18 protein-coding genes, 2 tRNA genes and 7 pseudogenes are annotated in these 24298 nt (G+C 73.6%); 15 read left to right on the forward strand and 12 right to left on the reverse strand.

Going from position 1 to position 24298, the window contains the following annotated elements; translation table 11 throughout:
- Positions 1 to 10: 10 nt before the first annotated feature.
- A pseudogene (locus QQK45_RS22440) lies at positions 11 to 837 on the reverse strand (YggS family pyridoxal phosphate-dependent enzyme).
- Here QQK45_RS22440 and QQK45_RS14920 point away from each other — a divergent pair.
- A complete protein-coding gene (locus QQK45_RS14920; protein ID WP_284293976.1) occupies positions 836 to 1258 on the forward strand; it encodes a YccF domain-containing protein in 423 nt (140 codons plus the stop codon). The pseudogene QQK45_RS22440 and the gene QQK45_RS14920 sit on opposite strands and share 2 nt — an antisense overlap.
- 6 nt (positions 1259 to 1264) lie before the next feature.
- Here the strand turns inward: QQK45_RS14920 and ybaK are convergent, their stop codons facing one another.
- The 3 genes and pseudogenes from ybaK to QQK45_RS14935 all read right to left on the reverse strand — a co-directional run bounded on the left by ybaK (position 1265) and on the right by QQK45_RS14935 (position 5623).
- Positions 1265 to 1768 (reverse strand): Cys-tRNA(Pro) deacylase, encoded by a 504-nt coding sequence (ybaK, locus tag QQK45_RS14925; protein ID WP_284293977.1) that lies wholly within the window; start codon positions 1766 to 1768, stop codon positions 1265 to 1267.
- 39 nt (positions 1769 to 1807) lie between these two features.
- Positions 1808 to 4473: pseudogene (locus tag QQK45_RS14930) on the reverse strand (DEAD/DEAH box helicase).
- A gap of 196 nt (positions 4474 to 4669) precedes the next feature.
- On the reverse strand, positions 4670 to 5623 hold the full coding sequence (locus tag QQK45_RS14935) for a 3-methyladenine DNA glycosylase (RefSeq protein WP_431310284.1): 954 nt from the start codon (positions 5621 to 5623) through the stop codon (positions 4670 to 4672).
- A gap of 285 nt (positions 5624 to 5908) precedes the next feature.
- On the opposite strand from QQK45_RS14935, the gene QQK45_RS14940 reads away from it, so the two are divergent.
- Entirely contained in the window at positions 5909 to 6535 is a 627-nt protein-coding gene (locus QQK45_RS14940) for a hypothetical protein (protein WP_284293978.1), read from the forward strand.
- Positions 6536 to 6544: 9 nt separating this feature from the next.
- On the opposite strand, the pseudogene QQK45_RS14945 reads toward QQK45_RS14940, so the two are convergent.
- Positions 6545 to 7488, reverse strand: a pseudogene (locus QQK45_RS14945) (aldo/keto reductase).
- Complete coding sequence (locus QQK45_RS14950; RefSeq protein WP_284295152.1) at positions 7431 to 7580, reverse strand: hypothetical protein; 150 nt, start codon at positions 7578 to 7580, stop codon at positions 7431 to 7433. The pseudogene QQK45_RS14945 and the gene QQK45_RS14950 overlap by 58 nt, the downstream one beginning before the upstream one ends.
- Positions 7581 to 7675: 95 nt before the next feature.
- Here QQK45_RS14950 and QQK45_RS14955 point away from each other — a divergent pair, with 95 nt between their 5' ends.
- Complete coding sequence (locus tag QQK45_RS14955) at positions 7676 to 8587, forward strand: methyltransferase domain-containing protein (protein ID WP_284293979.1); 912 nt, start codon at positions 7676 to 7678, stop codon at positions 8585 to 8587.
- 15 nt (positions 8588 to 8602) lie between these two features.
- Here QQK45_RS14955 and QQK45_RS14960 read toward each other — a convergent pair whose 3' ends face one another.
- Complete coding sequence (locus QQK45_RS14960) at positions 8603 to 9070, reverse strand: GNAT family N-acetyltransferase (RefSeq protein WP_284293980.1); 468 nt, start codon at positions 9068 to 9070, stop codon at positions 8603 to 8605.
- A 38-nt stretch (positions 9071 to 9108) separates the two neighbouring features.
- Between QQK45_RS14960 and QQK45_RS14965 the strand changes: the two are divergent.
- Positions 9109 to 9899, forward strand: a pseudogene (locus QQK45_RS14965) (fumarylacetoacetate hydrolase family protein).
- 22 nt (positions 9900 to 9921) lie between these two features.
- Here QQK45_RS14965 and QQK45_RS14970 read toward each other — a convergent pair.
- Positions 9922 to 11139, reverse strand: coding sequence for an amidohydrolase (locus tag QQK45_RS14970; protein ID WP_284293981.1), 1218 nt, complete (start codon positions 11137 to 11139; stop codon positions 9922 to 9924).
- Between the two features lie 85 nt (positions 11140 to 11224).
- Here QQK45_RS14970 and QQK45_RS14975 point away from each other — a divergent pair.
- The 3 genes and pseudogenes from QQK45_RS14975 to QQK45_RS14985 all read left to right on the forward strand — a co-directional run.
- Positions 11225 to 11746, forward strand: a pseudogene (locus tag QQK45_RS14975) (GntR family transcriptional regulator); the annotation flags it as partial.
- Between the two features lie 151 nt (positions 11747 to 11897).
- Complete coding sequence (gltX, locus tag QQK45_RS14980) at positions 11898 to 13352, forward strand: glutamate--tRNA ligase (RefSeq protein ID WP_284293982.1); 1455 nt, start codon at positions 11898 to 11900, stop codon at positions 13350 to 13352.
- 80 nt (positions 13353 to 13432) lie between these two features.
- A pseudogene (locus QQK45_RS14985) lies at positions 13433 to 13933 on the forward strand (HAD family hydrolase); the annotation flags it as partial.
- A 163-nt stretch (positions 13934 to 14096) separates the two neighbouring features.
- Here QQK45_RS14985 and QQK45_RS14990 read toward each other — a convergent pair.
- Positions 14097 to 15020, reverse strand: a complete 924-nt coding sequence (locus QQK45_RS14990) for a LysR family transcriptional regulator (protein WP_284293983.1) — start codon at positions 15018 to 15020, stop codon at positions 14097 to 14099.
- A gap of 70 nt (positions 15021 to 15090) precedes the next feature.
- Here QQK45_RS14990 and QQK45_RS14995 point away from each other — a divergent pair, with 70 nt between their 5' ends.
- On the forward strand, positions 15091 to 16218 hold the full coding sequence (locus QQK45_RS14995) for a YeiH family protein (protein WP_284293984.1): 1128 nt from the start codon (positions 15091 to 15093) through the stop codon (positions 16216 to 16218).
- A 4-nt stretch (positions 16219 to 16222) separates the two neighbouring features.
- Here QQK45_RS14995 and QQK45_RS15000 read toward each other — a convergent pair whose 3' ends face one another.
- Positions 16223 to 16996 (reverse strand): class I SAM-dependent methyltransferase, encoded by a 774-nt coding sequence (locus QQK45_RS15000; RefSeq protein ID WP_284293985.1) that lies wholly within the window; start codon positions 16994 to 16996, stop codon positions 16223 to 16225.
- Positions 16997 to 17125: 129 nt separating this feature from the next.
- Between QQK45_RS15000 and QQK45_RS15005 the strand changes: the two genes are divergently transcribed.
- From QQK45_RS15005 to QQK45_RS15020, 4 genes are all read left to right on the forward strand, one after another.
- Positions 17126 to 17197, forward strand: a tRNA-Gln gene (locus QQK45_RS15005).
- A gap of 94 nt (positions 17198 to 17291) precedes the next feature.
- Positions 17292 to 17364: transfer RNA gene (locus tag QQK45_RS15010), tRNA-Glu, on the forward strand.
- Positions 17365 to 17554: 190 nt separating this feature from the next.
- Positions 17555 to 17725: a hypothetical protein gene (locus QQK45_RS15015; RefSeq protein ID WP_194174195.1), complete on the forward strand. Its 171-nt coding sequence runs from the start codon at positions 17555 to 17557 to the stop codon at positions 17723 to 17725.
- Positions 17726 to 17794: 69 nt separating this feature from the next.
- Positions 17795 to 18802, forward strand: a complete 1008-nt coding sequence (locus tag QQK45_RS15020) for a PH domain-containing protein (protein ID WP_284293986.1) — start codon at positions 17795 to 17797, stop codon at positions 18800 to 18802.
- On the opposite strand, the gene QQK45_RS15025 is transcribed toward QQK45_RS15020, so the two are convergent.
- A complete protein-coding gene (locus QQK45_RS15025; RefSeq protein ID WP_284293987.1) occupies positions 18695 to 19414 on the reverse strand; it encodes an IclR family transcriptional regulator in 720 nt (239 codons plus the stop codon). The genes QQK45_RS15020 and QQK45_RS15025 overlap by 108 nt on opposite strands.
- A 138-nt stretch (positions 19415 to 19552) precedes the next feature.
- Here QQK45_RS15025 and leuC point away from each other — a divergent pair.
- Both leuC and leuD read left to right on the forward strand, forming a co-directional pair.
- Positions 19553 to 21087: pseudogene (gene leuC / locus QQK45_RS15030) on the forward strand (3-isopropylmalate dehydratase large subunit).
- Between the two features lie 26 nt (positions 21088 to 21113).
- Positions 21114 to 21752 carry a 3-isopropylmalate dehydratase small subunit gene (gene leuD, locus QQK45_RS15035; protein WP_284293988.1) on the forward strand — a complete coding sequence of 213 codons (639 nt, stop codon included), beginning with the start codon at positions 21114 to 21116 and terminating at the stop codon, positions 21750 to 21752.
- A 42-nt stretch (positions 21753 to 21794) separates the two neighbouring features.
- Here leuD and QQK45_RS15040 read toward each other — a convergent pair whose 3' ends face one another.
- Positions 21795 to 22700 (reverse strand): LLM class flavin-dependent oxidoreductase, encoded by a 906-nt coding sequence (locus QQK45_RS15040; RefSeq protein WP_348525250.1) that lies wholly within the window; start codon positions 22698 to 22700, stop codon positions 21795 to 21797.
- Positions 22701 to 22980: 280 nt separating this feature from the next.
- Here QQK45_RS15040 and murA point away from each other — a divergent pair, with 280 nt between their 5' ends.
- Positions 22981 to 24297, forward strand: a complete 1317-nt coding sequence (gene murA, locus QQK45_RS15045) for a UDP-N-acetylglucosamine 1-carboxyvinyltransferase (protein WP_284293989.1) — start codon at positions 22981 to 22983, stop codon at positions 24295 to 24297.
- The last annotated feature ends 1 nt before the right edge of the window (position 24298 follow it).

Consider the following 24298-nt stretch of genomic DNA (forward strand, 5'->3'; position numbering starts at 1 on the left):
GCGCGGCGGCTCACGCGCGCGCGCCGAAGATCGCGGTGCCGACCCGCACGACGGTCGCGCCCTCGGTGACGGCCAGCTCGAGGTCGCCGCTCATCCCCATGGAGAGCTCGACGGCCCCGGACGTCCCCGCAGCCTGCCCGCGGACGTCGTCGCGCAGGTCCCGCAGGCACGCGAAGCCCCGGCGCACGGTCGTGTCGTCGGTGGTGCGCGCCCCGATGGTCATGAAGCCGACCAGGTGGATCCGGGGAGCGCGGCGACCGCGAGCGCGAGGTCCGCGGCTCGGTCCGGCCCGATCCCCGACTTCGACGCCTCGCCCGACACGTTGACCTGGACCATGACGTCGAGATCGGCGCCCACGGCGACGGCGCGCCGAGACAGGCGCTGCGCGAGCCCGAGCGAGTCCACCGTCTCGACGCACGACGCCAGCCCGACGACCGCGTTGACCTTGTTGGACTGCAGGTGCCCGATCAGGTGGGTCCGCAGCCGGCCTGCGGCGACGTCGTCCTGCAGCGCGGGGGCCTTGGTGACGAGCTCCTGGACCCGGTTCTCCCCGACGAGGTCCACGCCCGCGGCGACGGCCGCGAGGACGGCGTCCGCCGGCTGCGTCTTGGTCGCCACGAGGAGCCGGACCGAGGCGGGGTCACGGCCGGCGTCGGACGCGGCGCGCGCGATGCGCTCGCGGACCCGCTCGACGTTCGCCGCGACGCGGGCGACCAGCTCCGGAGGGGGACGAGGCCCGGCGCACCCGTCGGAGCAGGGGCGCGGACGTCGTCGGGCATGGGGCGAGTCTAGGAGCCGGACGCCGGATGCGCGGACCGTCGGGGACACTGGAGGCATGAAGACCGTGCTCAACGTGATCTGGCTCGTGCTGAGCGGGTTCTGGCTCGCGCTCGGCTACGTCGCGGCCGGGATCGTCTGCTGCATCCTCATCGTGACGATCCCGTTCGGGATCGCGTCGTTCCGGATCGCCGGCTACGCGCTGTGGCCCTTCGGCCGGACCATCGTCGACAAGCCGGGTGCCGGTGCGGGATCGGTGATCGGGAACGTCATCTGGATCGTCTTCGCGGGTTTCTGGCTCGCGCTCGCCCACATCGCCAGCGGGATCGCGCTGTGCGTCACGATCATCGGCATCCCGCTGGGGATCGCGAACTTCAAGATGGTCCCGATCTCGCTCGTCCCGCTCGGCAAGGACATCGTCAGCACCGACGCGCTGCGTCAGCCGTACCCCGCCGGGTACCCGTACCCGCCGCAGCGGTGACCGGCGTCAGTCGCGGGCGATCGGCGCCGTGGTCGCGCCGGTGAGGCGCACGAGGTCCGCCGGGGTCAGCCCGACGTCGAACCCCCGGCGACCGCCCGACACGTACACGGTCTCGAACGCGAGCGCCGAGTCGTCGAGCACCGTGGTGAGGCGCTGCTTCTGCCCGAGCGGCGAGATCCCTCCGACGACGTAGCCCGTGGCGCGCTCGGCCGCCGCCTGCTCGGCCAGCGACGCCTTCTTGCCGCCCGCCGCCTTGGCGAGGGCCTTGAGGTCGAGCCTGCGGTCGACGGGAACGATCCCGACGACGAGGCGCCCGTCGACGTCGCTCACGAGCGTCTTGAAGACGCGCGCGGGCTCGACGCCGATCGCCGCCGCGGCCTCCAGCCCGTAGCCGAGGTCCGTGGCCGGGTCGTGCTCGTACGGGTGCTGCGTGAAGGCCACGCCCGCACGCTCGAGAGCCACGACCGCGGGCGTGCCGCCGTGACCAGCGCTCTTGGACTTCTTCGCCATGGCCCTATCGTGCCAGGGCGGCCGTCCGCCACGCCGAGATCAGAGCTGCCCGGCGCGCACGACCTCGAGGACCACCTCGCCGGCCTCGTCGCTCGCCGCCAGGTCGACGACGGCGTCGAGCACCCAGTCGTGGTCGCCGTCGGGGTCGCCGAGCACCTGTCGGACGAACCACGTCCCTGGCGCCAGGTCCTCGCCCGACGGCGTCTCGCCCGACTCGACGAGCGTCACCAGGGCCGTGGAGCGGGCGCGCGCGTCGATGCCGATCGCGTCGTCGCCGTACTCCTCGAACATCGGGTCCAGCGCGTCGTGCCAGGCGCTCGCGGTCCATCCCGAGGCGCCGTCGAGCGAGCCGAGCGCGTCCCAGTCCTCCCGGGCGGCGAGCTCGACGCGGCGGAAGAGCGCGTTGCGGACCAGGACGCGCAGGGCCCGAGGGGTTGCCGTCAGCGGGCGTGCGGACCCGGTCTCGCCCGTGCCCGCCAGGGGCGTGTCGCCCGTCTCGTCGTCCGCGTCGTCGTCGACCGGGCGCGCGAGGCGCTCCCACTCGTCGAGCAGGCTCGAGTCCACCCCGCGCACGAGCTCGCCGAGCCACTCGGTGATCTCGAGGACCTCCTCGGTGCGGTGCTCCTCGGGGACGGTGCGTCGGATCGCCCGGTACGCGTCGGCGAGATAGCGCAGGACGACGCCCTCGGTCCGGTCGAGCTGGTACGTCGACACGAGCTCGGCGAACGTCATGGCGCGCTCAAGCATGTCGCGGACGACCGACTTGGGGAGAGCCGCGCGTCGGACACCCACGGGTTGGCCCGACGGTACGTCTCGAACGCGGGCTCGAGGAGCTCGGCGAGCGGCTGCGGCCAGGTGACGTCCTCGAGGGCGGCCATGCGCTCGTCGTAGTCGTAGCCCTCCGCCTTCATGGCCGCGACGGCCTCGCCGCGCGCCTTGAACTGCTGCGCGACGAGGACCTGGCGCGGGTCGTCGAGAGTGGCCTCGATGACGGAGACGACGTCGAGCGGGTACTCCGGCGCCTCGGGGTTCAGGAGGTCCATGGCCGCGAGCGCGAACGGCGACAGCGGCTGGTCGAGCGCGAAGTCGCGCGGCACGTCGACGGTGAGCCGGACGCTCGGCCGCCAGCCGCGCGGGTCGGCCCGGTCCGGGACGCGCACGCGCTCGACGATCCCCGCGACGCGGAGCGACCGGTAGATGCGGAAGACCTGGCGGACGTGCTCGGCGCGCTGTGCGTCGGTGTCGTGGTTCGCGAGCAGCAGGTGGCGCATCGCGAGGACCGGGTCGTGGGCGTCCGCGGTCCCCGGGGCGTGCGGGTGCTCGGAACGCGCGAGGACGTTGAGCACCATCCCGTGCGACACCCTGAAGTGGCTGGTCAGGGGCTCGGGATCGGCGTCGCGCAGGCGCTCGAAGGTCTTGTCCGTCCAGTTGACCGAGCCCTCGGGGGCCTTCTTGCGGACGATCTTCTTGAGCTTCTTCGGGTCGTCGCCGGCCTTCTCGAGCGCCTTGCGGTTCTCGATGACGTGCTCGGGTGCCATGACCAGCACCTCGCCGACGGTGTCGTAGCCCGCGCGCCCGGCCCGCCCCGCGATCTGGTGGAACTCGCGCGCCGTGAGGTGCCGCATGCGCTCGCCGTCGAACTTCACGAGGCTCGTCAGCAGGACCGTGCGGATGGGCACGTTGATCCCCACGCCCAGGGTGTCCGTGCCGCACACGACCTTGAGGAGGCCGCGCTGCGTGAGCCGCTCGACGACGCGGCGGTACTTGGGCAGCATCCCCGCATGGTGCACGCCGACGCCGTGCCGCAGCAGGCGCGACAGCGTGCGCCCGAAGCCGCTCGTGAACCGGAAGTCGCCGAGCTCGTCGGCGATCGCCGCCTTCTCCTCGCGCGTCGCGAGATTCATCGACAGCAGAGCCTGTGCGCGCTCGACGGCAGACGCCTGCGTGAAGTGCACCACGTACACCGGGGCGCGGTGGGTGTGGACGAGCTCGTCGACGACCTCGGTGAGCGGCTCGACGACGTACGAGTAGGTCAGCGGGACGGGACGCTCGACGCTCGTCACGACCGCGACGTCGCGGCCGCTGCGGTGCTCGAGCTCGTCCGTGAAGCGCGACGTGTCGCCGAGCGTCGCCGACATCAGCACGAACTGCGTGTGCGGGAGCTCGAGGAGCGGGACCTGCCACGCCCACCCGCGCTGCGGGTCCGCGTAGTAGTGGAACTCGTCCATGACGACCTGCGCGACGGCCGGGTCGTCCGGGTCGCCCGCGCCGTCGCGCAGGGCGATGTTCGCGAGGATCTCCGCGGTGCAGCAGATGATCGGCGCGCCCGGGTTCACGGCCGTGTCGCCCGTCATCATGCCGACGTTCGCCGAGCCGAACGCCGCGACCAGCGCGAAGAACTTTTCGCTGACCAGCGCCTTGAGCGGCGCCGTGTAGTAGGTGCGGCCGCTCGCGACGCCCGCGTGCCGGTCGGCCAGCGCGAAGAACTGCGCGCCCAGGGCCACCAGCGACTTCCCGGAACCCGTCGGCGTCGCGAGGATGACGTGCGACTCCGACGCCAGCTCGATCAGCGCCTCGCTCTGGTGGTCGTACAGGTTCAGGCCCTGGTCCGACGCCCACGTCGCGAACGCGTCGTAGAGCGCGTCGGCGTCCGGGGCCTCCCCGGACGGCGCGACGTCGGGCAGGAGATCCGCGAGCGTGGTCACCGGTCCATCCTCCCAGGCGCTCGGGGCGGTGCCGACGGCCCACCTGATGACGATGTCTGGATACCCGCGACCAGCGGTGCGCCGAGACGGGCCTACCTGTTCTTCAGGACCGGGTTGAAGAACAGGTAGACCCGTCTCGGCGCACGTGCGAACCGTGCCGAGGCTTTTCGGACGTCTTGTGACCTCGAGAGCGGGCTCAGTCCGCGGCGAGGAGGGCTTCGCAGGCGTCGAGGAGGCGCGTCCGCAGGTCGGCCGAGCGCTCGGCGAACTCCTGCTGCCGGCGGACGTACTCCGCGCGCCCGTCGGGGGTCTCGATCGCGACGGGGGCGAGCCCGTAGGACGACACGTCGTAGGGGCTGGCCTGCATGTCGAGCACGCGCACGTCGCGGGCAAGCTCGAACGTGTCGAGCAGCAGCTCGCCGGGGACGACGGGCCCGAGCTTGAGCGACCACTTGTACAAGTCCATGTTCGCGTGCAGACACCCTGGCTGCTCGAGGGCGGGCTGGGTCTCGCGCGTCGGGCGCTCGGTGTTGAGGCCGGACGCCTCGGGCGTGAAGAAGCGGTAGGCGTCGACGTGGGTGCACCGGATCCGGTGCCCCTCGACGACGGCGTCCGTGCCGTCCCCGCCGAGGCGCAGAGGGAGCGGGTGGCGGCTCGCGCGGCCGGCGGCGTGGTCGCGGTAGACCATGGCCCACTCGTGCAGCCCGAGGCAGCCGAACCGGGCCGGCCGAGAGGCGGTCGCCGCCAGCAGGTCGCGCACGTACCGGACGGTGTCGCCGCGCTCGGCGAGGAAGGCCTCGGCGTCGAGCGTGACGCCGCCGTCGGGCGTGGTCCGGTACCAGCGCCACGTGGCGCGCTCGGCGTAGGCGGCGAGCACGCCGGGCTCCGCGCCGTCGTCCGGCCGCCCGACGACGACGCCCGAGCCCGGGTGCCAGCGCCGCAGCTGTGCCGGGCGGGTGGGGTAGTAGGTGAAGAGGAAGTCCTCGATCGCGTGGGTCGTCCCCGCGGCTCGTCGCTCGCGCCAGCCGGCGGTGAGCGCGTCGGCGCGCGTCGCGTGGGTGGTCGCCCGCTCGGCCCACCGCGCGTACGGCAGCACTGTTGCTGCGGCGGAGACGGCGACCGGGGACACCGTCCCAGGATAGGTCGGCACGCGCGCCCCCTTCACCGACGTGAGATCACAACGACCCCTTGACACACTCTCCACAGGTCGAGTCTTTATTCATGCTTTACTTAGAGACGAATGGGGAGCGAGATCTTCGAGTTCTCGCACGCCGCCTTTGATGTCGTAGCGCTGGTCAGGGCTCACGCCCGCTTGCGCGGCATCGCCCGCCCACGGAAGGCGCTCAGGCCAACCCCTCTTATTGCTCAGGCTTTACTCAGCGAAGCTGCGCACACTAGTGGGACGACTGTCCAGGACGGGACCGAGAGGAGAGGGATGACGACGACGACTCGGACGCGCGGCGACCGTGCCGCGCGCGTGCTTGGCGCCGTCGCGATCGTGCTTGCCGCGCTCGCCCTCGCCGCGGGCGTCCCCTACCCCCGGGTCGCCCTCGTCCTCGGGGTCGCGTCCCTCGCGTGCGCGGGGGTCGCCTGGGCCCGCACCGACCGCGCCGACCGGACCGGGCGCCGGCTCGCCATCTGGGGCGTCGTGCTCGCGATCGTCGCCGGGATCGCCGTGGGGGCCTCGCAGTCGGCGTCGACGAGCGCCGTGGGCACGCCCAGCCCCACCGCGACCGTCGACGACGTCGACGGCGCAGCGACCGACGAGGTGCTGACCGACGGCCTCGCCATCGACGTGGGCGCGCGTGCGACGGCGACCGCGGCGCTCGAGTTCTCCGGCGTGCCCGTGTCGGTCACCAACGTCTCGGCGGCGGGCGCGGCGTTCCGGATCGCGCTCGAGGCGCGCGACGCCGACGGCTCGGTCGTCGCGACCGACCAGGTCGCCGTCGACGACCTCGGGACCGGCGACGTCACGACGGTCTGGGCGTTCCAGGACTCCGGGCTGACCGTCCAGGCGCTCCACGACGCCACCGTCAGCGTCAGCTCGGTCGAGGCGGTCTGACAGCCCCCGTCAGAAGGGCGCCACCTTGCGCGGGGCCGGGAAGATCGCGTCGAGCTCGGCGAGGTCGTCCGACGTGGGCGTCCACGACGCGGCCGCGGCGTTCTGTCGGATCTGGTCCGGGCGGGTGGCACCCGCGATGACGCTCGCGACCTGCGGCCGGGAGAGCAGCCAGCCGACGGCGACCTCCAGGTCGGTCAGCCCCGGACCTCCGCGAACGCGTGCAGGCGGGCCAGCTGCTCCCAGGGCGCGTGCTCGAGGAGCTCGGGCTTCGAGTGGACGAGGCGGCCGTCGTCGGGCCGCGAGCCGTGCGCGTACTTGCCGGTCAGGAGGCCGTTCGCGAGCGGGTAGTACGGCAGGAAGCCGAGCCCGTAGGCCTCGGCGGCCGGCAGCACCTCGAGCTCGGCCTTGCGGGCGAGCAGGTTGTACTCGTTCTGCGCCGAGACGAAGTGCGTCGTCCCGAGCGAGCGCGCGACGTGCTCGGCGTCGGCGATCTGCCAGCCCGCGCGGTTCGCGTGCCCCACGTAACGCACCTTCCCGGCCCGCACGACGTCGTCGAGCGCGGCGAGCGTCTCGTCGATCGGGGTCAGGGGGTCGGGGGTGTGGAACTGGTACAGGTCGATCCAGTTCGTCCCGAGCCGGCGCAGCGAGCCCTCGACCGCCTTGACGATGTAGCGGCGCGACCCGCGCGCGCCGAAGTCACGGCCGTTGAGGTCGCCGACGCTCATGCCGAACTTCGTGGCGACGACGACGTCCTCGCGCCGGCTCCCGAGCGTGCGGCCCAGCAGCTCCTCCGCGAGGCCGGGGCGCACCCCGTAGTTGTCGGCGACGTCGAAGAACGTGATCCCGGCGTCGAGCGCGGCGTCGACGAGCGCCTGCGAGCCCTCGATCGTCGACGTCACCGTGTTCGAGCGGCCCAGGTTGTTGCAGCCGAGCCCGATCGCCGAGACGACCAGGCCGGACCGGCCCAGTCGGCGCTGGGGCGGGGGCCCGCGTGCTCGGTGGCGCGGACCGGTTCGGGCTCGGGGACCTGTAGCTCGTCGCTCATGGTCCGAGCCTAGGGCGCGGCCGATCGCACGCGGGGGTGGGTCAGCATGTGAGAAGCGGGTCGTGACCTGCGCCACCCGCGCCTACCGTGGATCCATGACCGAAGCTACCGGCCAACCCGCCGGATCCCTGTCCGGGTCGCCCCTCGCCGAAGAGGACGTCGAGGCGCCCAGCACCCCGCAGCACCACCCCCTGTCCGCGGAGTCCGAGTCCTACACGCACGGCCACCACGAGTCCGTGCTCCGTTCGCACCGGTGGCGGACGGCCGCCAACTCGGCGGCGTACCTCGTGCCGCACCTCGCGCGGGGCAACAGCCTGCTCGACGTGGGCTGCGGCCCCGCCACGCTCACCGTGGATCTCGCGCGCTACGTCGCGCCCGGCCGGGTCGTCGGCGTCGACGCCTCGGAGAAGGTCCTCGAGGCGGCCCGCGCGCTCGGGGAGAACAGCGGCCTCGAGAACGTCGAGTTCGCGCACGCGAATGCGTACGAGCTCCCGTTCGACGACGACACCTTCGACGTCGTTCACGCGCACCAGCTCCTGCAGCATCTGTCGGACCCGGTGGCCGCCCTGCGCGAGATGCACCGCGTCGCCAAGCCGGGCGGGCTCGTCGCGGTCCGCGACGCCGACTACTCGGCCATGACCTGGTACCCCGAGAATGCGGGGCTCACCGAGTGGAACGAGCTCTACCACGAGGTCACTTCGGCGTACGGCTACCAGGCCGACGCCGGGCGCCGCCTCCTCGCGTGGGTCCAGGAGTCGGGCTTCGCGCCGGCCGGGATCGTCCCGTCGGCGGGGGTGTGGTGCTACGCCACCCCGACCGACCGCGAGTGGTGGGGCGAGCTGTGGGCCGAGCGGTGCCTCGAGTCCAACTTCGCCGTCCAGGCGAAGGACTCCGGGCTGGCCGACGACGTCGCGCTCGAGCAGCTCGCGCACGAGTGGAAGGCGTGGGCCGCGTCGCCCGAGGGGTGGTTCGCCGTCCTGCACGGCGAGGTGCTCGCGCGCGCCTGACCCGCGCGGCGCTGCTCAGGGAGCCATGAAGTAGGTGAGGTGGGGGTGCCGGCCGTCGAGGTCGGCCCACCCCGCCTCCGCCTCGCCCACGCGGCGCCAGCCGAGCCGCTCGTACAGCGCGCGGGCGGCGGTCGGCGTGTCGGTCACCTCGAGCCCGAGCGGACGGTCGCCGACGGCGGTCCGGGCGGCGTCGAGGAGCGCCGCCCCCGCGCCTCGACCGTTCGCCCGCGGCGCGACGAAGAGCCGCGAGATCCCGAGCGCGCCGTCCGGCACGCCCGGCCCGGCGAAGCCGTCGGCGAGCGCCACGTGGCCGACGACGGCGCCGTCGCAGGTCGCGACCCAGGCCCCGACGAAGGAGTCGTCCCAGAGCCACTCCCGGCGCACGTTGGTGCGCCGCACCGGGTACCCGTCGCGCTCGTGGACGTCGGTGAGGATCGCGACCAGGGCGGGGGCGTCGTCGTCGGTGCGCAGGCGGATCTCCACGGAGGGAGCGTAGTCGGGCGCGTCGCTAGGCTGGGCCCGTGCGCATCGCGAGATTCACGACCGGGGACGAGCCCCGCTACGCCATCGTCCAGCAGGAGGGTGACCGCACCTTCCTGGCCGTCCTCACCGGCGACCCGCTCTACATGCCGACGACGCCCACGGGCGAGCGCCTCGAGCTCGGCGACGGGGTCCGGCTGCTCGCGCCCGTGATCCCGCGGTCCAAGGTCGTCGCGGTCGGCAAGAACTACGCCGACCACGCGGCCGAGATGGGCGGCGACGTGCCGAGCAACCCCTGCTGTTCTTCAAGCCCAACACGGCGGTCTGCGGTCCGGACGACCCGATCGTCCTGCCCGACTTCAGCCAGGAGGTCAGCTACGAGGCCGAGCTGGCGCTCGTCGTCGGACGGGTCACCAAGGACGTGAGCCCGGAGCGCGCGCTCGACCACATCCTCGGATACACGGTCGCGAACGACGTCACCGCCCGGGACGCGCAGCGCACCGACGGGCAGTGGGCGCGCGCCAAGGGCTTCGACAGCTCGTGCCCGCTCGGCCCGTGGATCGAGACCGAGCTCGACGCCGAGGACGTCGGGGTCCGCTCGCGCGTCAACGGCGAGCCCCGCCAGGACGGGCGCACGCGCGACCTCGTCTTCGACATCCCGTTCCTCGTCTCCTACATCTCCGAGGCGTTCACGCTGCTGCCCGGCGACGTGATCCTCACGGGCACCCCGGCCGGCGTCGGGCTGATCGACCACGGGGACCGGGTCGAGTGCGAGGTCGAGGGCATCGGGGTGCTGTCGAACCCCGTGGTGCGGCGCGACCCGTCCCTCTGATCGTCGCGGCGCCGGCGCGGGCTCAGACGAGCACGTCGCCGTCGCGCGCGACGACCCGCCCGCCGGCGACGACGAGCGCGCGACCCGGCGCCCGCACGACGGCGTCGGGCACGTTCTCCGCGTCGACGAGCACGACGTCCGCGGGCGCGCCCACGGCCAGGTCGTGCGTGTCGCGGCCGACGAACCGGGCAGCGTCCGACGACGCGACCCGTGCCGCGGTGACGAGCTCGTCGTCGTGGCGGAACCGCGAGAGACGCGCGAGCTGGGTCGTGAGCGCGAGCAGGTCGCCCGTGCCGTAGGGCGACCACAGGTCGCGGATCCCGTCCGTCCCGAGCCCGACGGCGACGCCGGCCTCGCGCAGTGCGTGCAGCGGCAGGGGAGCGGAGCCGATCGGGGCGACCGTCGTCATGGTGATGCCGGCCTCGCCCATCGCGGCGACGAGGTCCGCCTGGCGCGACGCCGGCAGCTCGCCGACCGCGAACCCGTGCGCGACGTTGACCTTGCCCTGGAGGCCGGCGCGCAGCGTGCGCTCGATCATGAGCTCGATCTGGAACGCGCCGAGCGGGCCGCCGTCGTGCAGGTGCACGTCGATGCCTACGCCGCGGCGCTCCGCGATCGCGAAGAGGCCGTCGAGCTGGCCGACCGGGTCGCGGTCGATCGACGCCGGGTCGAGGCCGCCGACGTGCTCGGCGCCCGCGGCGGCCGCCTGGTCGAGGAGGTCGAGCACGCCGGGGCGCCGCAGGACGCCGTCCTGCGGGAAGGCGACGATCTCGGCGTGCACCGCGCCGCCGACGGCGTCGAGCGCCTCGCGGACGATCTCGATGCCCCGGAGCCCGAGGCCGAGGTCCACGTCGACGTGGGTGCGGATCGCCGTCGTCCCGTGCCGGAGGAACTCGCGCAGCACAGCGAGCGTGACGCCGACGCCGGGGATCCCGAGCTCGTCGCGGTGCGCCCGCTCGTGGGCGATCCGGCCCTGCGTGGTGGCCTCGCCGCCGTAGCTCACCCACGGCTCGCCCCACCAGCTCTTGTCGACGTGCGCGTGCGCGTTGACGAGGCCCGGCAGGGCGAGGAGGCCGCGCCCGTCGACGACGCCCTCCGTGGCGGGGGCGCCCGCCGCCGGGTCGTGCGGGACGAGCGCCGTGATGCGGCCGTCCGCGACGTGCAGGTCGACGGCCTCGCCGCCCCAGGGGCGCACGTCGCGCAGGACGGTCACGGTCTCGGGGGAGGAGGGTGCGGTCATCGGGACGTTCCTTTCGCCGGCGGGATGACCCGGTCGACAAGAAACGGTATACCATTTCGACAACGAGGTTCGAGAGGGAGGAACCATGGGAGGTCCCGAGGCCACGGCCGCCTTCGAGCCCGAGGCGCAGCGCGTCGCGCGCGTGCTGCGGGACCAGATCGTCGACGGCGACCGACCGTCCGGCAGCAGGCTCGTCGAGCGCGACCTCGCCGCCGAGCTCGGCGTGAGCCGCGTGCCCGTGCGCGAGGCGTTGCGCCTCCTCGTCGCCGAGGGGCTCGTCACGCCTCGTCCGCGCACGTGGGCGGTCGTGCGGACCTTCACCGACGACGACGTCGAGGAGCTGCTCGACGTCCGCGCCGCCCTCGAGGGGCTCGCCGTCCGCCGGGCCGCCGAGCGTCGGGATGCCGAGCACCTCGGGGCGCTCGCCGACGCCCTCGCCCGGGAGGACGAGGCTGCGGGTCGCGGCGACGCGACGGCCGCACGCCGCGCCGCGGCCGACTTCCACGAGGCCCTGCTCGCCGCCGCGGGCAGCACGGTCCTCGACGAGGTGACGGCTGTGACCGCGAGCCGCGCGCGCTGGCTCCTCGGCCAGCACGAGGACCTCGCGCAGATGGCCGGCGAGCACCGCATCCTGCTCGACGCGATCCGAACTGGCGACGTCGAGGGGCAGCCCGGACCGTCGCCGCGCACCTGCGGACCTCGCGAGCGGCGCTCGCCGCGCGCCGCTCCACGGGCGGTGCGCCCGATACCCTGGTGCGGTGACCTTCCCCGCCCCCGGCTCGTCGCCGATCCGTGTCCGTTTCGCCCCGTCCCCGACGGGCATGTTCCACGTCGGCTCCGCACGATCGACCCTCTTCAACTGGGCCGTCGCCAAGCAGTCCGGCGGGATCTTCGTGCTGCGCGTCGAGGACACCGACGCCGCGCGCAACCGCCCGGAGTGGACCGACGGGATCCTCAGCGCGATGGCGTCGCTGGGCGTGCACGAGGGCGACCCGACGTTCGAGGGCCCGTACTTCCAGTCCGCGAACCGGGGCCTGCACGAGGAGGCCGCGGCCCGCCTGTTCGCCGCCGGTCGCGCGTACTACTGTGACTGCACCCGCGACGACGTGATCGCGCGCACGGGCTCGCAGCACGCCGGCTACGACGGCTTCTGCCGCGACCGCGGGCTCGCGTACGAGCCGGGCCGCGCCCTGCGGTTCCGGACCCCCGACGAGGGCGAGACCGCCGTCGTCGACGTGATCCGCGGCAACCCGACCTTCCCGAACTCCGCGATCGAGGACTTCGTGATCGCGCGCGGCGACGGCTCGCCCGTCTTCCTGCTCGCAAACGTGGTCGACGACCTCGACGAGCGCATCACGCACGTGATCCGCGGCGAGGAGCACCTGCCGAACACGCCCAAGCAGCAGCTCCTGTGGGAGGCGCTCGGCGCGGAGCCGCCCGTGTGGGCGCACCTGCCCGTCCTCGTCAACGAGAAGCGCCAGAAGCTGTCGAAGCGGCGCGACAAGGTGGCCCTCGAGGACTTCTTCGCCGAGGGGATCCTGCCCGAGGCGATGGTCAACTACCTCATGCTGCTCGGCTGGGCGCCGGGCAACGACGAGGAGATCCTGCCGTTCGACGAGCTGGTCTCGCGGTTCCGCCTCGACGAGGTCAACTCGGCGCCGGCGTTCTTCGACATCAAGAAGCTCACGGCCTTCAACGGCGAGTACATCCGCGCGCTGCCGGTCGGCGAGTTCGCCGCGGCGTGCGCCCCTTGGCTCGTGGCTCCGGCCGCGCCATGGGCACCCGAGGCGTTCGACCAGGCCACGTTCGACGCCGTCGCGCCGCTCGCCCAGACACGTGTCGCGCTGCTCTCGGAGATCACGAAGAACGTGGACTTCCTTTTCCTCGACGCGCCCGTCGACGACGAGGCGTCCTGGGCCAAGGCGATGAAGCCCCCGGCCGCGGAGCTGCTCGCCGAGGTCCGGGAGGCGTTCGCGGCGCTCGAGCCGTGGGAGGCCGAGCCGCTCAAGGAGACCGTGACGACGGTCGGCGAGGCGCACGGGCTCAAGCTCGGCAAGGCCCAGGCACCGGTACGCGTCGCCGTCACGGGCCGCACGATCGGCCTGCCGCTCTTCGAGTCGCTCGCCGTGCTCGGGCGCGAGCGCACGCTCGCCCGGGTCGACGCGGCGATCGCCCGCCTCGCCTCCGCGCCCGTCGCGCCCGCTCAGCCGTGAGCGCGGCGATCCTGCCCGACGGCGTCGAGGGCGTCCTGCTCGACGTCGACGACACCCTCGTCGACACCCGTGACGCGTTCGTGAAGTCCGTCGAGGCCGTCTGGCGCGTCTACCTGCCGCACGTGCCCGCGGAGCGGGTACCGGAGATGGTCGCGCTGTGGCGCGGGGACCCGCACGGCTACTACCGCGCCTACACGCGCGGCGAGCTCACGTTCGACCAGCAGCGGCGCCTGCGCGCCGACGAGCTGCACCGGACGTTCGGCGGCCCGCCCGTCGACGAGGCCGCCTACCCCGCGTGGGTCGAGGTCTTCTGGGGCACGTTCGAGCGCTCGTGGCGCGCGTACGACGACTCCCGCGCCACGGTGGACGCGCTCCGTGCGGCGGGCCTGCGGGTCGGTGCGGTGACGAATGCCGCGCGGGTGATCCAGGACCGCAAGCTCGCCGCGACCGGGCTGGCCGACGTGCCCGTGCTCGTCACGGTCGAGACCCTCGGCGTCGGGAAGCCTGACCCGCGCGTGTTCCAGGAGGGTGCTCGCCTGCTCGGCACGGACCCGGCGCGCACGGTGTACGTCGGCGACGAGCTCGACGTCGACGCGCTCGGAGCCGTGCGTGCCGGCCTCCACGGCGTCTGGCTCGACCGGCCCGGCGCGCGGCGGGGCGACGGCCACCTCGAGGACCCGGCGGTCGCCGCCGAGGCCGGCGTCGCGGTCGTGCCCTCCTCGCGGCCGTCGCCGAGGCGGTCGGTCAGACCGCCGCGCTCTGACCCTGCGCGACGGCCACGAGCCGTCGGGCGCCCGCTGACAGGGCCTCGCCGTCCTTCCAGACGGCGCGCAGCGGCCGCGCCAGGTCGAGGTCCGGGACGGGGAGCGCCACGAGCGCGCCGCGCGCCAGGTCGTCCTCGACGGCGAGTCGTGACAGGACCGCGACCGCGCCTGCGTGCAGGACGGCGGTCCGCACCGCCTGCGTGCTGCCGAGCTGGGGGAGGTGCGCGGGGAGGGTGCGTCGCACGCGCGCCAAGGCGCGCTCGAGGCTCGCGCGGGTGCCCGAGCCCTCCTCGCGGACGACGAGCCCACCGCGGAGCAGCTCGTCGAACCCGAGCGCCCTGCGGGTGGCCCACCGATGGTCCTTCGCGACGACGACGACGAGCTCGTCCTCGGCGACCAGCGCCCACCGCAGGCCACGCGCGAGCTCGGGCGACTCGACGAACCCGAGGGCGACGTCGTCGTCGAGCACGCGGCGCGTCACGTCGGCCGAGTTGCACACGACGAGCTCGACGTCCGGTGCGGCGCCCTCGCGCGGGCTGCGTGGCTCGCGGCTCAGCGTCGCGAGCCAGCGCGGCGCGAGGTACTCGGCGATCGTGAGGCTCGCCGCGACCCGCACCCGAGTGCCCGGGACCTCCCGCAGCGCCGCGAGGGTCGAGCCGAGCGTCGCGTAGGCGTCGAGGACCCCGCGGGCGCACTCGGCAGCGACGCGGCCCGCGTCCGTGAGTCGCGTGCCACGAGGGGTCCGGACGAGGAGCTCGAGCCCGAGCCCGCGCTCGAGCCGCCGCAGCGCCGCCGACGCCGACGGCTGCGTGATGCCCAGCGTGCGCGCGGCGGCGGAGATCGAGCCGTGCGAGTCGGCGGCGACGAGCAGCTCGAGCGTCGAGGGGGCCGGGAGATCGGTCATAGCCCGATGCTATGACCCGGACGCCAGGTGCGGGGTTCTGGCGACGGGTCGCCCCCGGGAGCGTGGAGACATGAACGGCCCGACCGCGCCCCGACTCGCCCGCCCGACCACCCCGCCCGTCGCGGCGGCGCCCGTACCGGCGGGCTCGTCGGTGTCCTCGGACGTCGTCGGGCCGTGGCGTGGTCTGACCCTGTGCGCAGCGGCGGCGGCGCTCGTGATCGGCGCGCACGCGCTCGTCCCCATGCTCTCCGTGCCCGTGCTGGCTCTCGTCCTCGGGATCGTCGTGAGCACGGTCCTCCGGGTGCGTCCCGCCGGGGCTCGCACCCTCGCCCGGACCCACCTGGGCGGCGCCTGGGTGGCCAAGCACGGCCTGCGGACCGGCGTCGTGCTGCTCGGTCTCCAGCTCTCGCTGCCGCAGGTCCTCGCCCTCGGCTGGCGGGGGCTGACGGTCGTCGCGGTGACCGTCGCGGCGACGCTCGGCGGGACCGTCCTCCTCGGCCGCGCGCTGCGCCTCCCTCGCGCCACGAGCCTCCTCGTGGGCACGGGCTTCGCGATCTGCGGTGCCGCGGCCGTCAGCGCGATGAAGGGTGCCGTCGACCCCGACGAGGACCACGACGACGACGCGGCCGCCGCCCTCGCCCTGGTCACGATCTTCGGCTCGCTGGCGATCGTCGTGCTGCCGTGGCTCACGGGGATCCTCGGGCTCGGCGACCACCGTGCCGGGCTCTGGATCGGCGCGAGCGTCCAGGAGGTCGCGCAGGTCGTCGCGGCGGCCGGAGCCGTCTCACCGGCCGCGCTCGCCGTCGCGACCGTGACGAAGCTTGCGCGCGTCGTGCTGCTCGCCCCGCTCGTGGCCTGTGCGGGCGTGGCCGTCACCCGGTCGCGACGACGCGCGGCGGTCGCGGCGGGACGGAGCGGCGCCGTGACGACAGGCCGCCGGGCCGCACCGGTGCCGCTCTTCGTCGTCGGCTTCCTGGCCGCCGTCGTGGTGCGTTCGCTCGGCGTCGTGCCCGACGGCGTCGTCCACGTGGCGACGCAGACCTCGAACGTGCTGTTCGCGGCCGCGCTGTTCGCGATGGGTCTCGCGGTCGACGTGCGCGGGCTCGTCCGCACCGGCGGCCGCGTCGTGGTGCTGGGCGCGGCGAGCGCCGCGGTCGCGACGGCGGTCGCGCTCGGCGCGGCGCTCCTGCTCGGGTGAGTCGTCAGGCGGCTCGGTCGGTACGGACGCAGCGCGCGACGTAGGGGAGCGCCACGGCCTCGCGACCGGCGAGGTCGGGGTGCGTGGCCGCGAGCCGGTCGACCTCGTCGAGGATCGCCTCGCGCTCGACGTCCGGCACCGTGAGCAGGTGGCTGCGGGTGCCGGCGAGGGCGCGGAGCCCCGAGGGGGCGATGGTGTCCGTCCACGGGAAGACCGCCCGTTCGACCGGGCCGAACGCAGCGCCCGGGTGCGGGTCGAAGCTCTCCTCGGGCCGCTGCAGGCTGTCACCGCGGTGCAGCAGGTCGCCGAACGCGGCGACCCAGTCGACCGAGGTGTCGCGGTCGTTGCGGACGATGCCGAGTCGGCCGCCCGGCCGGAGGACGCGGGCGATCTCGCGACCCGCGACGGCCTCGTCGAACCAGTGCCACGCAGTCGCGACCAGGACGGCGTCGACGGACCCGTCGTCCAGCGGGACGGACTCCGCCGTCCCGACGTGCGCCTCGACGGTCGGCAGACGTGCCGTGAGCTCGGCCAGCATGGCCGGGGAGGCGTCCACGGCGACGACGTCGAGACCGCGTGCCACGAGCCGTTCGGTCAGCAGACCGGTCCCTGCGGCCAGGTCGAGGACGCGCGCCGGGGCCGGGGCGGCGCCGACGCCGTCGAGCAGCCAGTCGACGGCCGCGGCCGGATAGCCCGGCCGGGCGCGGGCGTATCCCGCAGCGCCCTGCTCGAAGGAGGCGGCTCGGGCCGCGCGTTGGGAGCGCTCGTCGTCGGTCACGTGCTCATCCCAGCACAGCGCCGCAGGCGTTTTGGCGCTGCCCGGTCCCGTCCGGTAGTGTTCTCGGTCGGTAGGAGTCCCGCGGACCGCCTCTCGGAGAGAGGTCTCGGCGCCGGATGATTACCCCCATGGGGTATGGTGTAATTGGCAGCACGAGTGATTCTGGTTCACTTAGTCTAGGTTCGAGTCCTGGTACCCCAGCGGAGAACGCTCCGCCTCCCGCGGTCATGACCACGGGAAACATGCGGTAGAGTTCTCATCCGGCAGATGAACGCGCAGCGCTCGTCAGCCACAGGCCCCCATCGTCTAGCGGCCTAGGACGTCGCCCTCTCACGGCGGTAACACGGGTTCAAATCCCGTTGGGGGTACAAGCGAGGCCCGGTCATCCGACTCAGGATGACCGGGCCTCTTCCTTTCCCGACGACGGGGCGTGGGGTGCGTGGGGCGGCGCGCCCGGGGCGTGTCGAAAGCCCCGGAATCGGCCTCGATGGGTAAACTGCCGCACGCGTCCCTACCTGCCCGACCCATCCGACGACCGCGCGATCCCGAGGAGCTGCGATGCCCGGCAAGGCGAAGACGGTCCTGATCTGGTTCGTCGTGGCGTTCCTGGTCTACGCGATCGTCAAGAGCCCCGACAAGGCGGCCGACGTCATCAAGGGCATCGGCGACGTGATCGTCCAGGCGTTCGAGGGCATCGGCAACTTCTTCTCGGCGCTCGTCGGGAAGTGACCCGGAGCGTGGTCGCATGACCCCGCGCGACGCCGAGGGCGCCGCCCGGCACGACCCCGGGCCACCGCGGTGCTCCGGCAGATCGTCCTGCCGGCGGAGCGCGTCGTCGTCGCGAGCCACCGCCACTGGGCGTCCGTCGCCGAGCCGGCGGCCACGGCCGTGCTGGGGCTCGTGGTCGCCGCGGTCCTCGTCACGGTCGCCGAGCGCGGCTTCCAGGTCGACGCCGGCCTGCTGTGGTGGCTGGCGCTCATCCCGATCGGCCGTGCCGTGTACCGGGTCTTCGAGTGGCGCCTCGAGTGGTTCGTGGCGACCGACAAGCGTCTGCTGCTCACGTCGGGATTCATCTCGCGCAAGGTCGCGATGATGCCCATCGTCAAGGTCACCGACATGAGCTACACGCGCACACCGCTCGGACGGTTGCTCGGCTACGGCCGGTTCGTCCTCGAGTCCGCGGGCCAGGACCAGGCGATGCGACGGATCGACTGGGTCGCGCACCCCGACGCCACGTACCGCAGCATCTGCGACACGCTGTTCGGCGGGGACGTCCCCGGGCGCGGTACCGGGTCGCGCCCCGGCACGGGTGGACGGACCGGTCCCGTCGCGGCCCCGGTGGCAGAGGCGCGATCCGCGCCCGCCGCGGGCTTCTCGGCCGCGCCGACGGGCGAGCTTCCCGTGGTCCCCCCGCCACCGCCCCCGTCGTTCGCTCCCACGGCCGCGTCCGGCACGGGGTCCCGTGCAGTCCCGTCACGGCCGCCCGCCGCGCCGGCTCCCGCGGCCCCCGTGGACGCGCCACCCAGGCCGCGCGCCGGACGCCGCGAGGCCTCAGGACCGTCGTCGGAGGCTCCGTCCAGGCCCGCCGCGCCCCAGCGGGGAGTGCCCGTCGAGCCGCCGTCGTGGCCGGCGTCGGACAGCATGCCCGCAGGGATGCTCCCCCGAACCTGTCCCGCCGGGGCAGGTTCGGCCTCGACCTCACTCGCCGGCGCGGGCGAGGACCTCGGTGAGACGGTTCGCGGCCGCGACGACCGCGGGCGCGTGGAGGCGCCCGGGCTGACGCGACAGGCGCTCGACGGGTCCTGAGATGGACACCGCGGCGACCACGCGGCCGGCCTGGTTGCGGACGGGTGCGGACACCGACGCGACCCCGAGCTCGCGCTCGCCGACGGACTGCGCCCAGCCGCGGCGTCGCACGCCCGACAGGATCGTCGCGGTGAACTTCGCGTCCCGCAGACCGCGGTGGAGCCGATCGGGCTCCTCCCACGCGAGGAGGATCTGCGCTGCGGAGCCCGCCCCCATCGTCAGCGTGGCGCCGACCGGGATCGAGTCGCGCAGGCCGACGGGCCGCTCGGCGGTCGCGACGCAGATGCGCAGGTCGCCCTGGCGTCGGTAGAGCTGGGCGCTCTCGCCCGTGTGGTCGCGGAGCGCGGTCAGCACGGGGTTCGCCGCGGCGAGCAGCCGGTCCTCGCCGGCCGCGGTCGCGAGCTCGTTGAGCCGCGGGCCGAGCACGAACCGGCCCTGCATGTCGCGCGAGACGAAGCGCAGGTTCTCGAGGGCGACCGCGAGCCGGTGCGCGGTCGGGCGGGCGAGCCCCGTCGACACCACGAGCTGGGCCAACGTCGCTGGTCCGGCCTCGAGGGCGCTCAGGACGGACGCTGCCTTGTCGAGCACGCCGACTCCGCTAGTATTGTCCATAGGCCGAATACTGGCGTCTCAGCCGCTGAGATGCAAATGCGCCAGGATTCGGCGCGTAGTATCGCCGCGCCGTCGTCCGCGGGCTCGCCCCCGGCGCCGACGGCAGAGCGCACCGAGAAGGAACGAGAGGACACCCCCATGGCCGGCACGCTGGCAGAGAAGGTCTGGCAGGCGCACCTGGTGCGCCGTGGCACCGACGGGTCGCCGGACCTCCTCTACATCGACCTCCACCTCGTGCACGAGGTGACGAGCCCCAGGCCTTCGAGGGCCTCCGGCTCGCCGGTCGCCCCGTGCGCCGCCCGGACCTCACGCTCGCGACCGAGGACCACAACACCCCCACGCTCGACATCGACCTGCCCATCGCGGACGAGACGAGCCGCAAGCAGATCGACACGCTGCGGGCCAACGCCGCCGAGTTCGGCGTCCGGATCCACTCGCTCGGCGACGCGGACCAGGGCATCGTCCACCAGGTGGGCCCGCAGCTCGGCCTCACGCAGCCCGGCCTGACCGTGGTCTGCGGCGACTCGCACACCTCGACGCACGGCGCGTTCGGCGCGCTCGCGTTCGGCATCGGCACGTCCGAGGTCGAGCACGTGCTCGCGACCCAGACGCTCCCGCTCGCGCCGTTCAAGACCATGGCGATCACCGTCGACGGCGAGCTCCCGCCCGGCACGACGAGCAAGGACATCATCCTCGCGATCATCGCGAAGATCGGCACCGGCGGCGGGCAGGGCTACGTGCTCGAGTACCGCGGCGAAGCGATCCGCAACCTCTCCATGGAGGCGCGGATGACGATCTGCAACATGTCGATCGAGGCCGGCGCCCGCGCCGGCATGATCGCGCCCGACGACACCACGTTCGACTACCTCAAGGGTCGTCCGCACGCGCCCGAGGGCGAGGACTGGGACGCCGCTGTCGAGTACTGGCGCACGCTGCGCTCGGACGACGACGCCGAGTTCGACGCCGAGGTGGTCCTCCGGGCCGCCGACCTCGAGCCCTTCGTGACCTGGGGCACCAACCCCGGGCAGGGTCTGCCGCTGTCGGCCAACGTGCCCGTGCCCGCCGAGATCGCCGACGCCAACGAGCGCGTCGCGGCCGAGCGTGCCCTCGAGTACATGGGCCTCGAGCCCGGCGTCCCGCTGCGCGACGTCAAGGTCGACACGGTCTTCATCGGCTCGTGCACCAACGGCCGCATCGAGGACCTGCGCTCCGTCGCCAAGGTGCTCAAGGGCCGCGAGAAGGCGAAGGACGTCCGCGTGCTCGTGGTCCCGGCCTCGGCGCGCGTGCGCCTCCAGGCCGAGGCCGAGGGCCTCGACGCCATCTTCAAGGACTTCGGTGCGGAGTGGCGGAACGCTGGCTGCTCGATGTGCCTCGGCATGAACCCCGACCAGCTCGCCCCCGGGGAGCGCTCGGCGTCGACGTCGAACCGCAACTTCGAGGGCCGCCAGGGCAAGGGCGGGCGCACGCACCTCGTGTCGCCGCTCGTCGCCGCCGCGACCGCGATCCGCGGCACGCTGTCCTCGCTCGCCGACCTCGACCTGCCGGGCGACGTCGACCTCACGACGTTCGACGGCTCGCCGCTCGACGGCGTCGGCGCGCCCGGGTTCGACGGCGACGCGCCCGCCGTCGTCGACCTGGGGCTGCCCGTCCTGTCCGTCGGCCCGCAGGCCTGACCCCGCTTCCCGGAAGGAAGAGACCCATGGAGAAGTTCACCGTCCACACGGGCGTCGGGGTTCCGCTGCGTCGCAGCAACGTCGACACCGACCAGATCATCCCCGCCGTGTACCTCAAGCGGATCACCCGCACCGGCTTCGAGGACGCCCTGTTCTCCGCCTGGCGGAACGACCCGTCGTTCGTGCTCAACCAGGACGCCTACCGGACCGGCTCCGTGCTCGTCGCCGGCCCCGACTTCGGCACCGGCTCGTCGCGCGAGCACGCGGTCTGGGCGCTCAAGGACTACGGGTTCCGCGTCGTGCTCGCGTCTCGCTTCGCGGACATCTTCCGCGGGAACTCGGGCAAGCAGGGCCTCGTGGCGGGCGTCGTCGCCCAGGAGGACATCGAGCTCCTCTGGAAGATCCTCGAGACCAAGCCCGGCACCGAGGTGACCGTCGACCTCGTCGAGCGCACCGTCCACGCGGACGACATCACCGTGCCGTTCCACGTGGACGACTACACCCGCTGGCGCCTGCTCGAGGGCCTCGACGACATCGGCCTCACGCTCCAGCACCAGGACGAGATCTCGGCCTTCGAGGCGACGCGCGCGTCGTGGCGCCCCCGGACCCTCCCGGCCAAGCACCTGCCGTCGGTCGAGATCGAGGCGGCCCGACCCACCGTCTGACGCCGGGCCTCGGCCCGGGCGGGGCCGTCCGGACGCGTGGTCTCACGCGCCGGGCGGCCCTTGCCGTACCCGCTCGAACAGTGACGCAGGCGTGGCGCTCTTCGGGTCCCAGCGCGCTTCGACCCACCACGTCGCCCCCGCCTCGGCGAGCGCATCCAGACGGTCCTGCGCGGCCGCGGGGTCGTCGTCGGGCAGGACGCCCTGGACGACGACGTCGAAGGGCGCCTCGGCGGGGCGCTCCAGGCCGAGCTCGGCCCGGCGGGCGTCGAGCCACGCGACCAGCGCGGCGACGTCGTCGGGCCGGGTCTCTTCGAACGCGCGCTCGCCGCGGAGCTGCAGGACGATCCCGTCCGCCCGCAGAGCACGGTCCAGGGACCTCGTCGGCGGGCGCTCCGCGTCCCACACGCCCACGGGCCACACGGGCACGCGGGGCCCGATCCCGGGCCGGGTCACCGGGCGGGGGAGGAACTGCATCGCGCCCGTGCTCGTGTGCGTCCCCGTGAACTCGAACGGCTCGCCCGTCCACGCACGCTCGAGGAAGGCGAGCGCGTCGTCCAGGAGCTCCGCGCGCTCGCGGAGCCCGGTGAGCTGGCCGGGGACTGCGGTGAAGCCCGCGTCGTCGAGCGCGCCGACGCCGACCGGGAGGACGAGGCGCCCGCCGGAGAGGCGGTCGACGGTCACGGTCTGCCCGACGAGCTCCCACGGCCGCCGCCGCGGGAACGCGAAGACCATGGCCCCGAGCGTGATGCGCGAGGTGCGCGCCGCGGAGGCCGCGAGCACGGCCCACGGGTCCGCCATCTCCTGCGAGCCGATGCTCAGGCCGTCCCAGGTGAAGACGCCGTCCCACCCGTGCTGCTCCGCCTCGACCGCGAGGTCGACCGACTCCGCCGCCGTCGTGCTGCTCGCCACGATCCCGATCCGCATGGCCCCGACGTTAGGTCTGCCCACCCACACCCCGCGAGGTAGTACGGCCGCCGGTCTACCTCGCGGGGCGGGCGGTCCTCGGCGTGGGCGGGAACATGGGAATGAACGGGCGGTTCGGGTGGTTCGTCCCCTCGTGTGGAGGTGCTGCGACGACGTCGTGCGTGCCGTGCGTGCCGGTAGGGGAGCGCCCCTCGGGTGACGTACGGTGGTGCGCGGCCCGGCCGAGGGGAACGCAAGACCGGCGCCACACCGCGTCAGGTGCCCCTGTGCGCGCGAACGACGAGCTGTGGGTGACGATAGGCCTATGTCAGATCTGCTGTACGTCAACGGCGGCAACCCGCTCCAGGGGACCATCACCGTCCGGGGTGCGAAGAACTTCGTCTCGAAGGCGATGGTCGCCTCGGTGCTCGGCGAGACGCCGAGCGAGCTGCGCAACGTCCCGCAGATCCGCGACGTGAACGTCGTCACCGGCCTGCTCGAGCTGCACGGCGTCCGGGTCGACTCCGACCCGGTGGCGGGCACGCTGCGGCTGGACCCGCGCGACGTCGAGTCCGCGCACGTCGCCGACATCGACGCGCACGCGGGCTCGAGCCGCATCCCGATCCTGTTCTGCGGCCCGCTGCTGCACCGGCTCGGCGAGGCGTTCATCCCCGACCTCGGCGGCTGCCACATCGGCGACCGGCCGATCAACTACCACCTCGACATCCTGCGCCAGTTCGGCGCCGTCGTGGACAAGCGCGAGCAGGGCATCCACATCCGCGCGCCGCGCGGCCTGCACGGCACCAAGGTCGAGCTCCCGTACCCGAGCGTCGGCGCGACCGAGCAGCTCCTCCTCACGGCCGTCCGTGCCGACGGCGTGACGGAGCTCTCCAACGCGGCGATCGAGCCCGAGATCATGGACCTCATCGCCGTCCTGCAGAAGATGGGCGCCGTCATCTCCGTGGACACCGACCGGGTGATCCGCGTCGAGGGCGTCGACCGGCTCGTGGGGTTCCGGCACACCGCGCTCGCGGACCGCATCGAGGCCGCCTCGTGGGCGTCCGCGGCGCTCGCCACCGCGGGCGACGTCTACGTCAAGGGCGCGACGCAGCCCGAGATGATGACGTTCCTCAACACGTTCCGGAAGGTCGGCGGCGAGTTCGAGGTCGACGACCAGGGCATCCGCTTCTACCACCCGGGCGGCGACCTCAACGCGATCGTCCTCGAGACCGACGTCCACCCCGGCTTCATGACGGACTGGCAGCAGCCGCTCGTCGTCGCCCTCACGCAGGCCAAGGGGCTGTCGATCGTCCACGAGACCGTCTACGAGAACCGGTTCGGGTTCACGGACGCGCTGCGCGGGATGGGCGCCACGATCCAGGTCTACAAGGAGTGCCTCGGGGGTCGGCCCTGCCGGTTCGGCCAGCGCAACTTCCACCACTCCGCCGTGATCTCCGGCCCGACGCCGCTCGCCGCCGCCGAGATCGAGGTCCCCGACCTGCGGGGCGGGTTCAGCCACCTCATCGCCGCGCTCGCGGCGAAGGGCACCTCGACGGTGCGGGGGATCTCGCTCATCGACCGTGGCTACGAGCACTTCCAGGAGAAGCTGTCCGCCCTGGGCGCCGAGGTCGGTCGCGACTGAC

Origin of the sequence: Luteimicrobium album (assembly GCF_030161555.1) — a bacterium.
In the GTDB taxonomy this organism is placed as follows: domain Bacteria; phylum Actinomycetota; class Actinomycetes; order Actinomycetales; family Cellulomonadaceae; genus Luteimicrobium; species Luteimicrobium album.

Excerpts from the sequence above, each read along its gene's own strand:
- QQK45_RS14920 (WP_284293976.1), top strand. The coding sequence starts at position 836 with ATGAAGACCGTGCTCAACGTGATCTGGCTCGTGCTGAGCGGGTTCTGG.
- QQK45_RS14950 (WP_284295152.1), bottom strand. The coding sequence starts at position 7,580 with ATGAGCGACGAGCTACAGGTCCCCGAGCCCGAACCGGTCCGCGCCACC.
- QQK45_RS14995 (WP_284293984.1), top strand. The coding sequence starts at position 15,091 with ATGAACGGCCCGACCGCGCCCCGACTCGCCCGCCCGACCACCCCGCCC.
- QQK45_RS14970 (WP_284293981.1), bottom strand. The coding sequence starts at position 11,139 with ATGACCGCACCCTCCTCCCCCGAGACCGTGACCGTCCTGCGCGACGTG.
- QQK45_RS14990 (WP_284293983.1), bottom strand. The coding sequence starts at position 15,020 with ATGACCGATCTCCCGGCCCCCTCGACGCTCGAGCTGCTCGTCGCCGCC.
- QQK45_RS15025 (WP_284293987.1), bottom strand. The coding sequence starts at position 19,414 with ATGGACAATACTAGCGGAGTCGGCGTGCTCGACAAGGCAGCGTCCGTC.
- leuD (WP_284293988.1), top strand. The coding sequence starts at position 21,114 with ATGGAGAAGTTCACCGTCCACACGGGCGTCGGGGTTCCGCTGCGTCGC.
- ybaK (WP_284293977.1), bottom strand. The coding sequence starts at position 1,768 with ATGGCGAAGAAGTCCAAGAGCGCTGGTCACGGCGGCACGCCCGCGGTC.
- QQK45_RS14940 (WP_284293978.1), top strand. The coding sequence starts at position 5,909 with ATGACGACGACGACTCGGACGCGCGGCGACCGTGCCGCGCGCGTGCTT.
- QQK45_RS14955 (WP_284293979.1), top strand. The coding sequence starts at position 7,676 with ATGACCGAAGCTACCGGCCAACCCGCCGGATCCCTGTCCGGGTCGCCC.
- QQK45_RS15015 (WP_194174195.1), top strand. The coding sequence starts at position 17,555 with ATGCCCGGCAAGGCGAAGACGGTCCTGATCTGGTTCGTCGTGGCGTTC.
- murA (WP_284293989.1), top strand. The coding sequence starts at position 22,981 with ATGTCAGATCTGCTGTACGTCAACGGCGGCAACCCGCTCCAGGGGACC.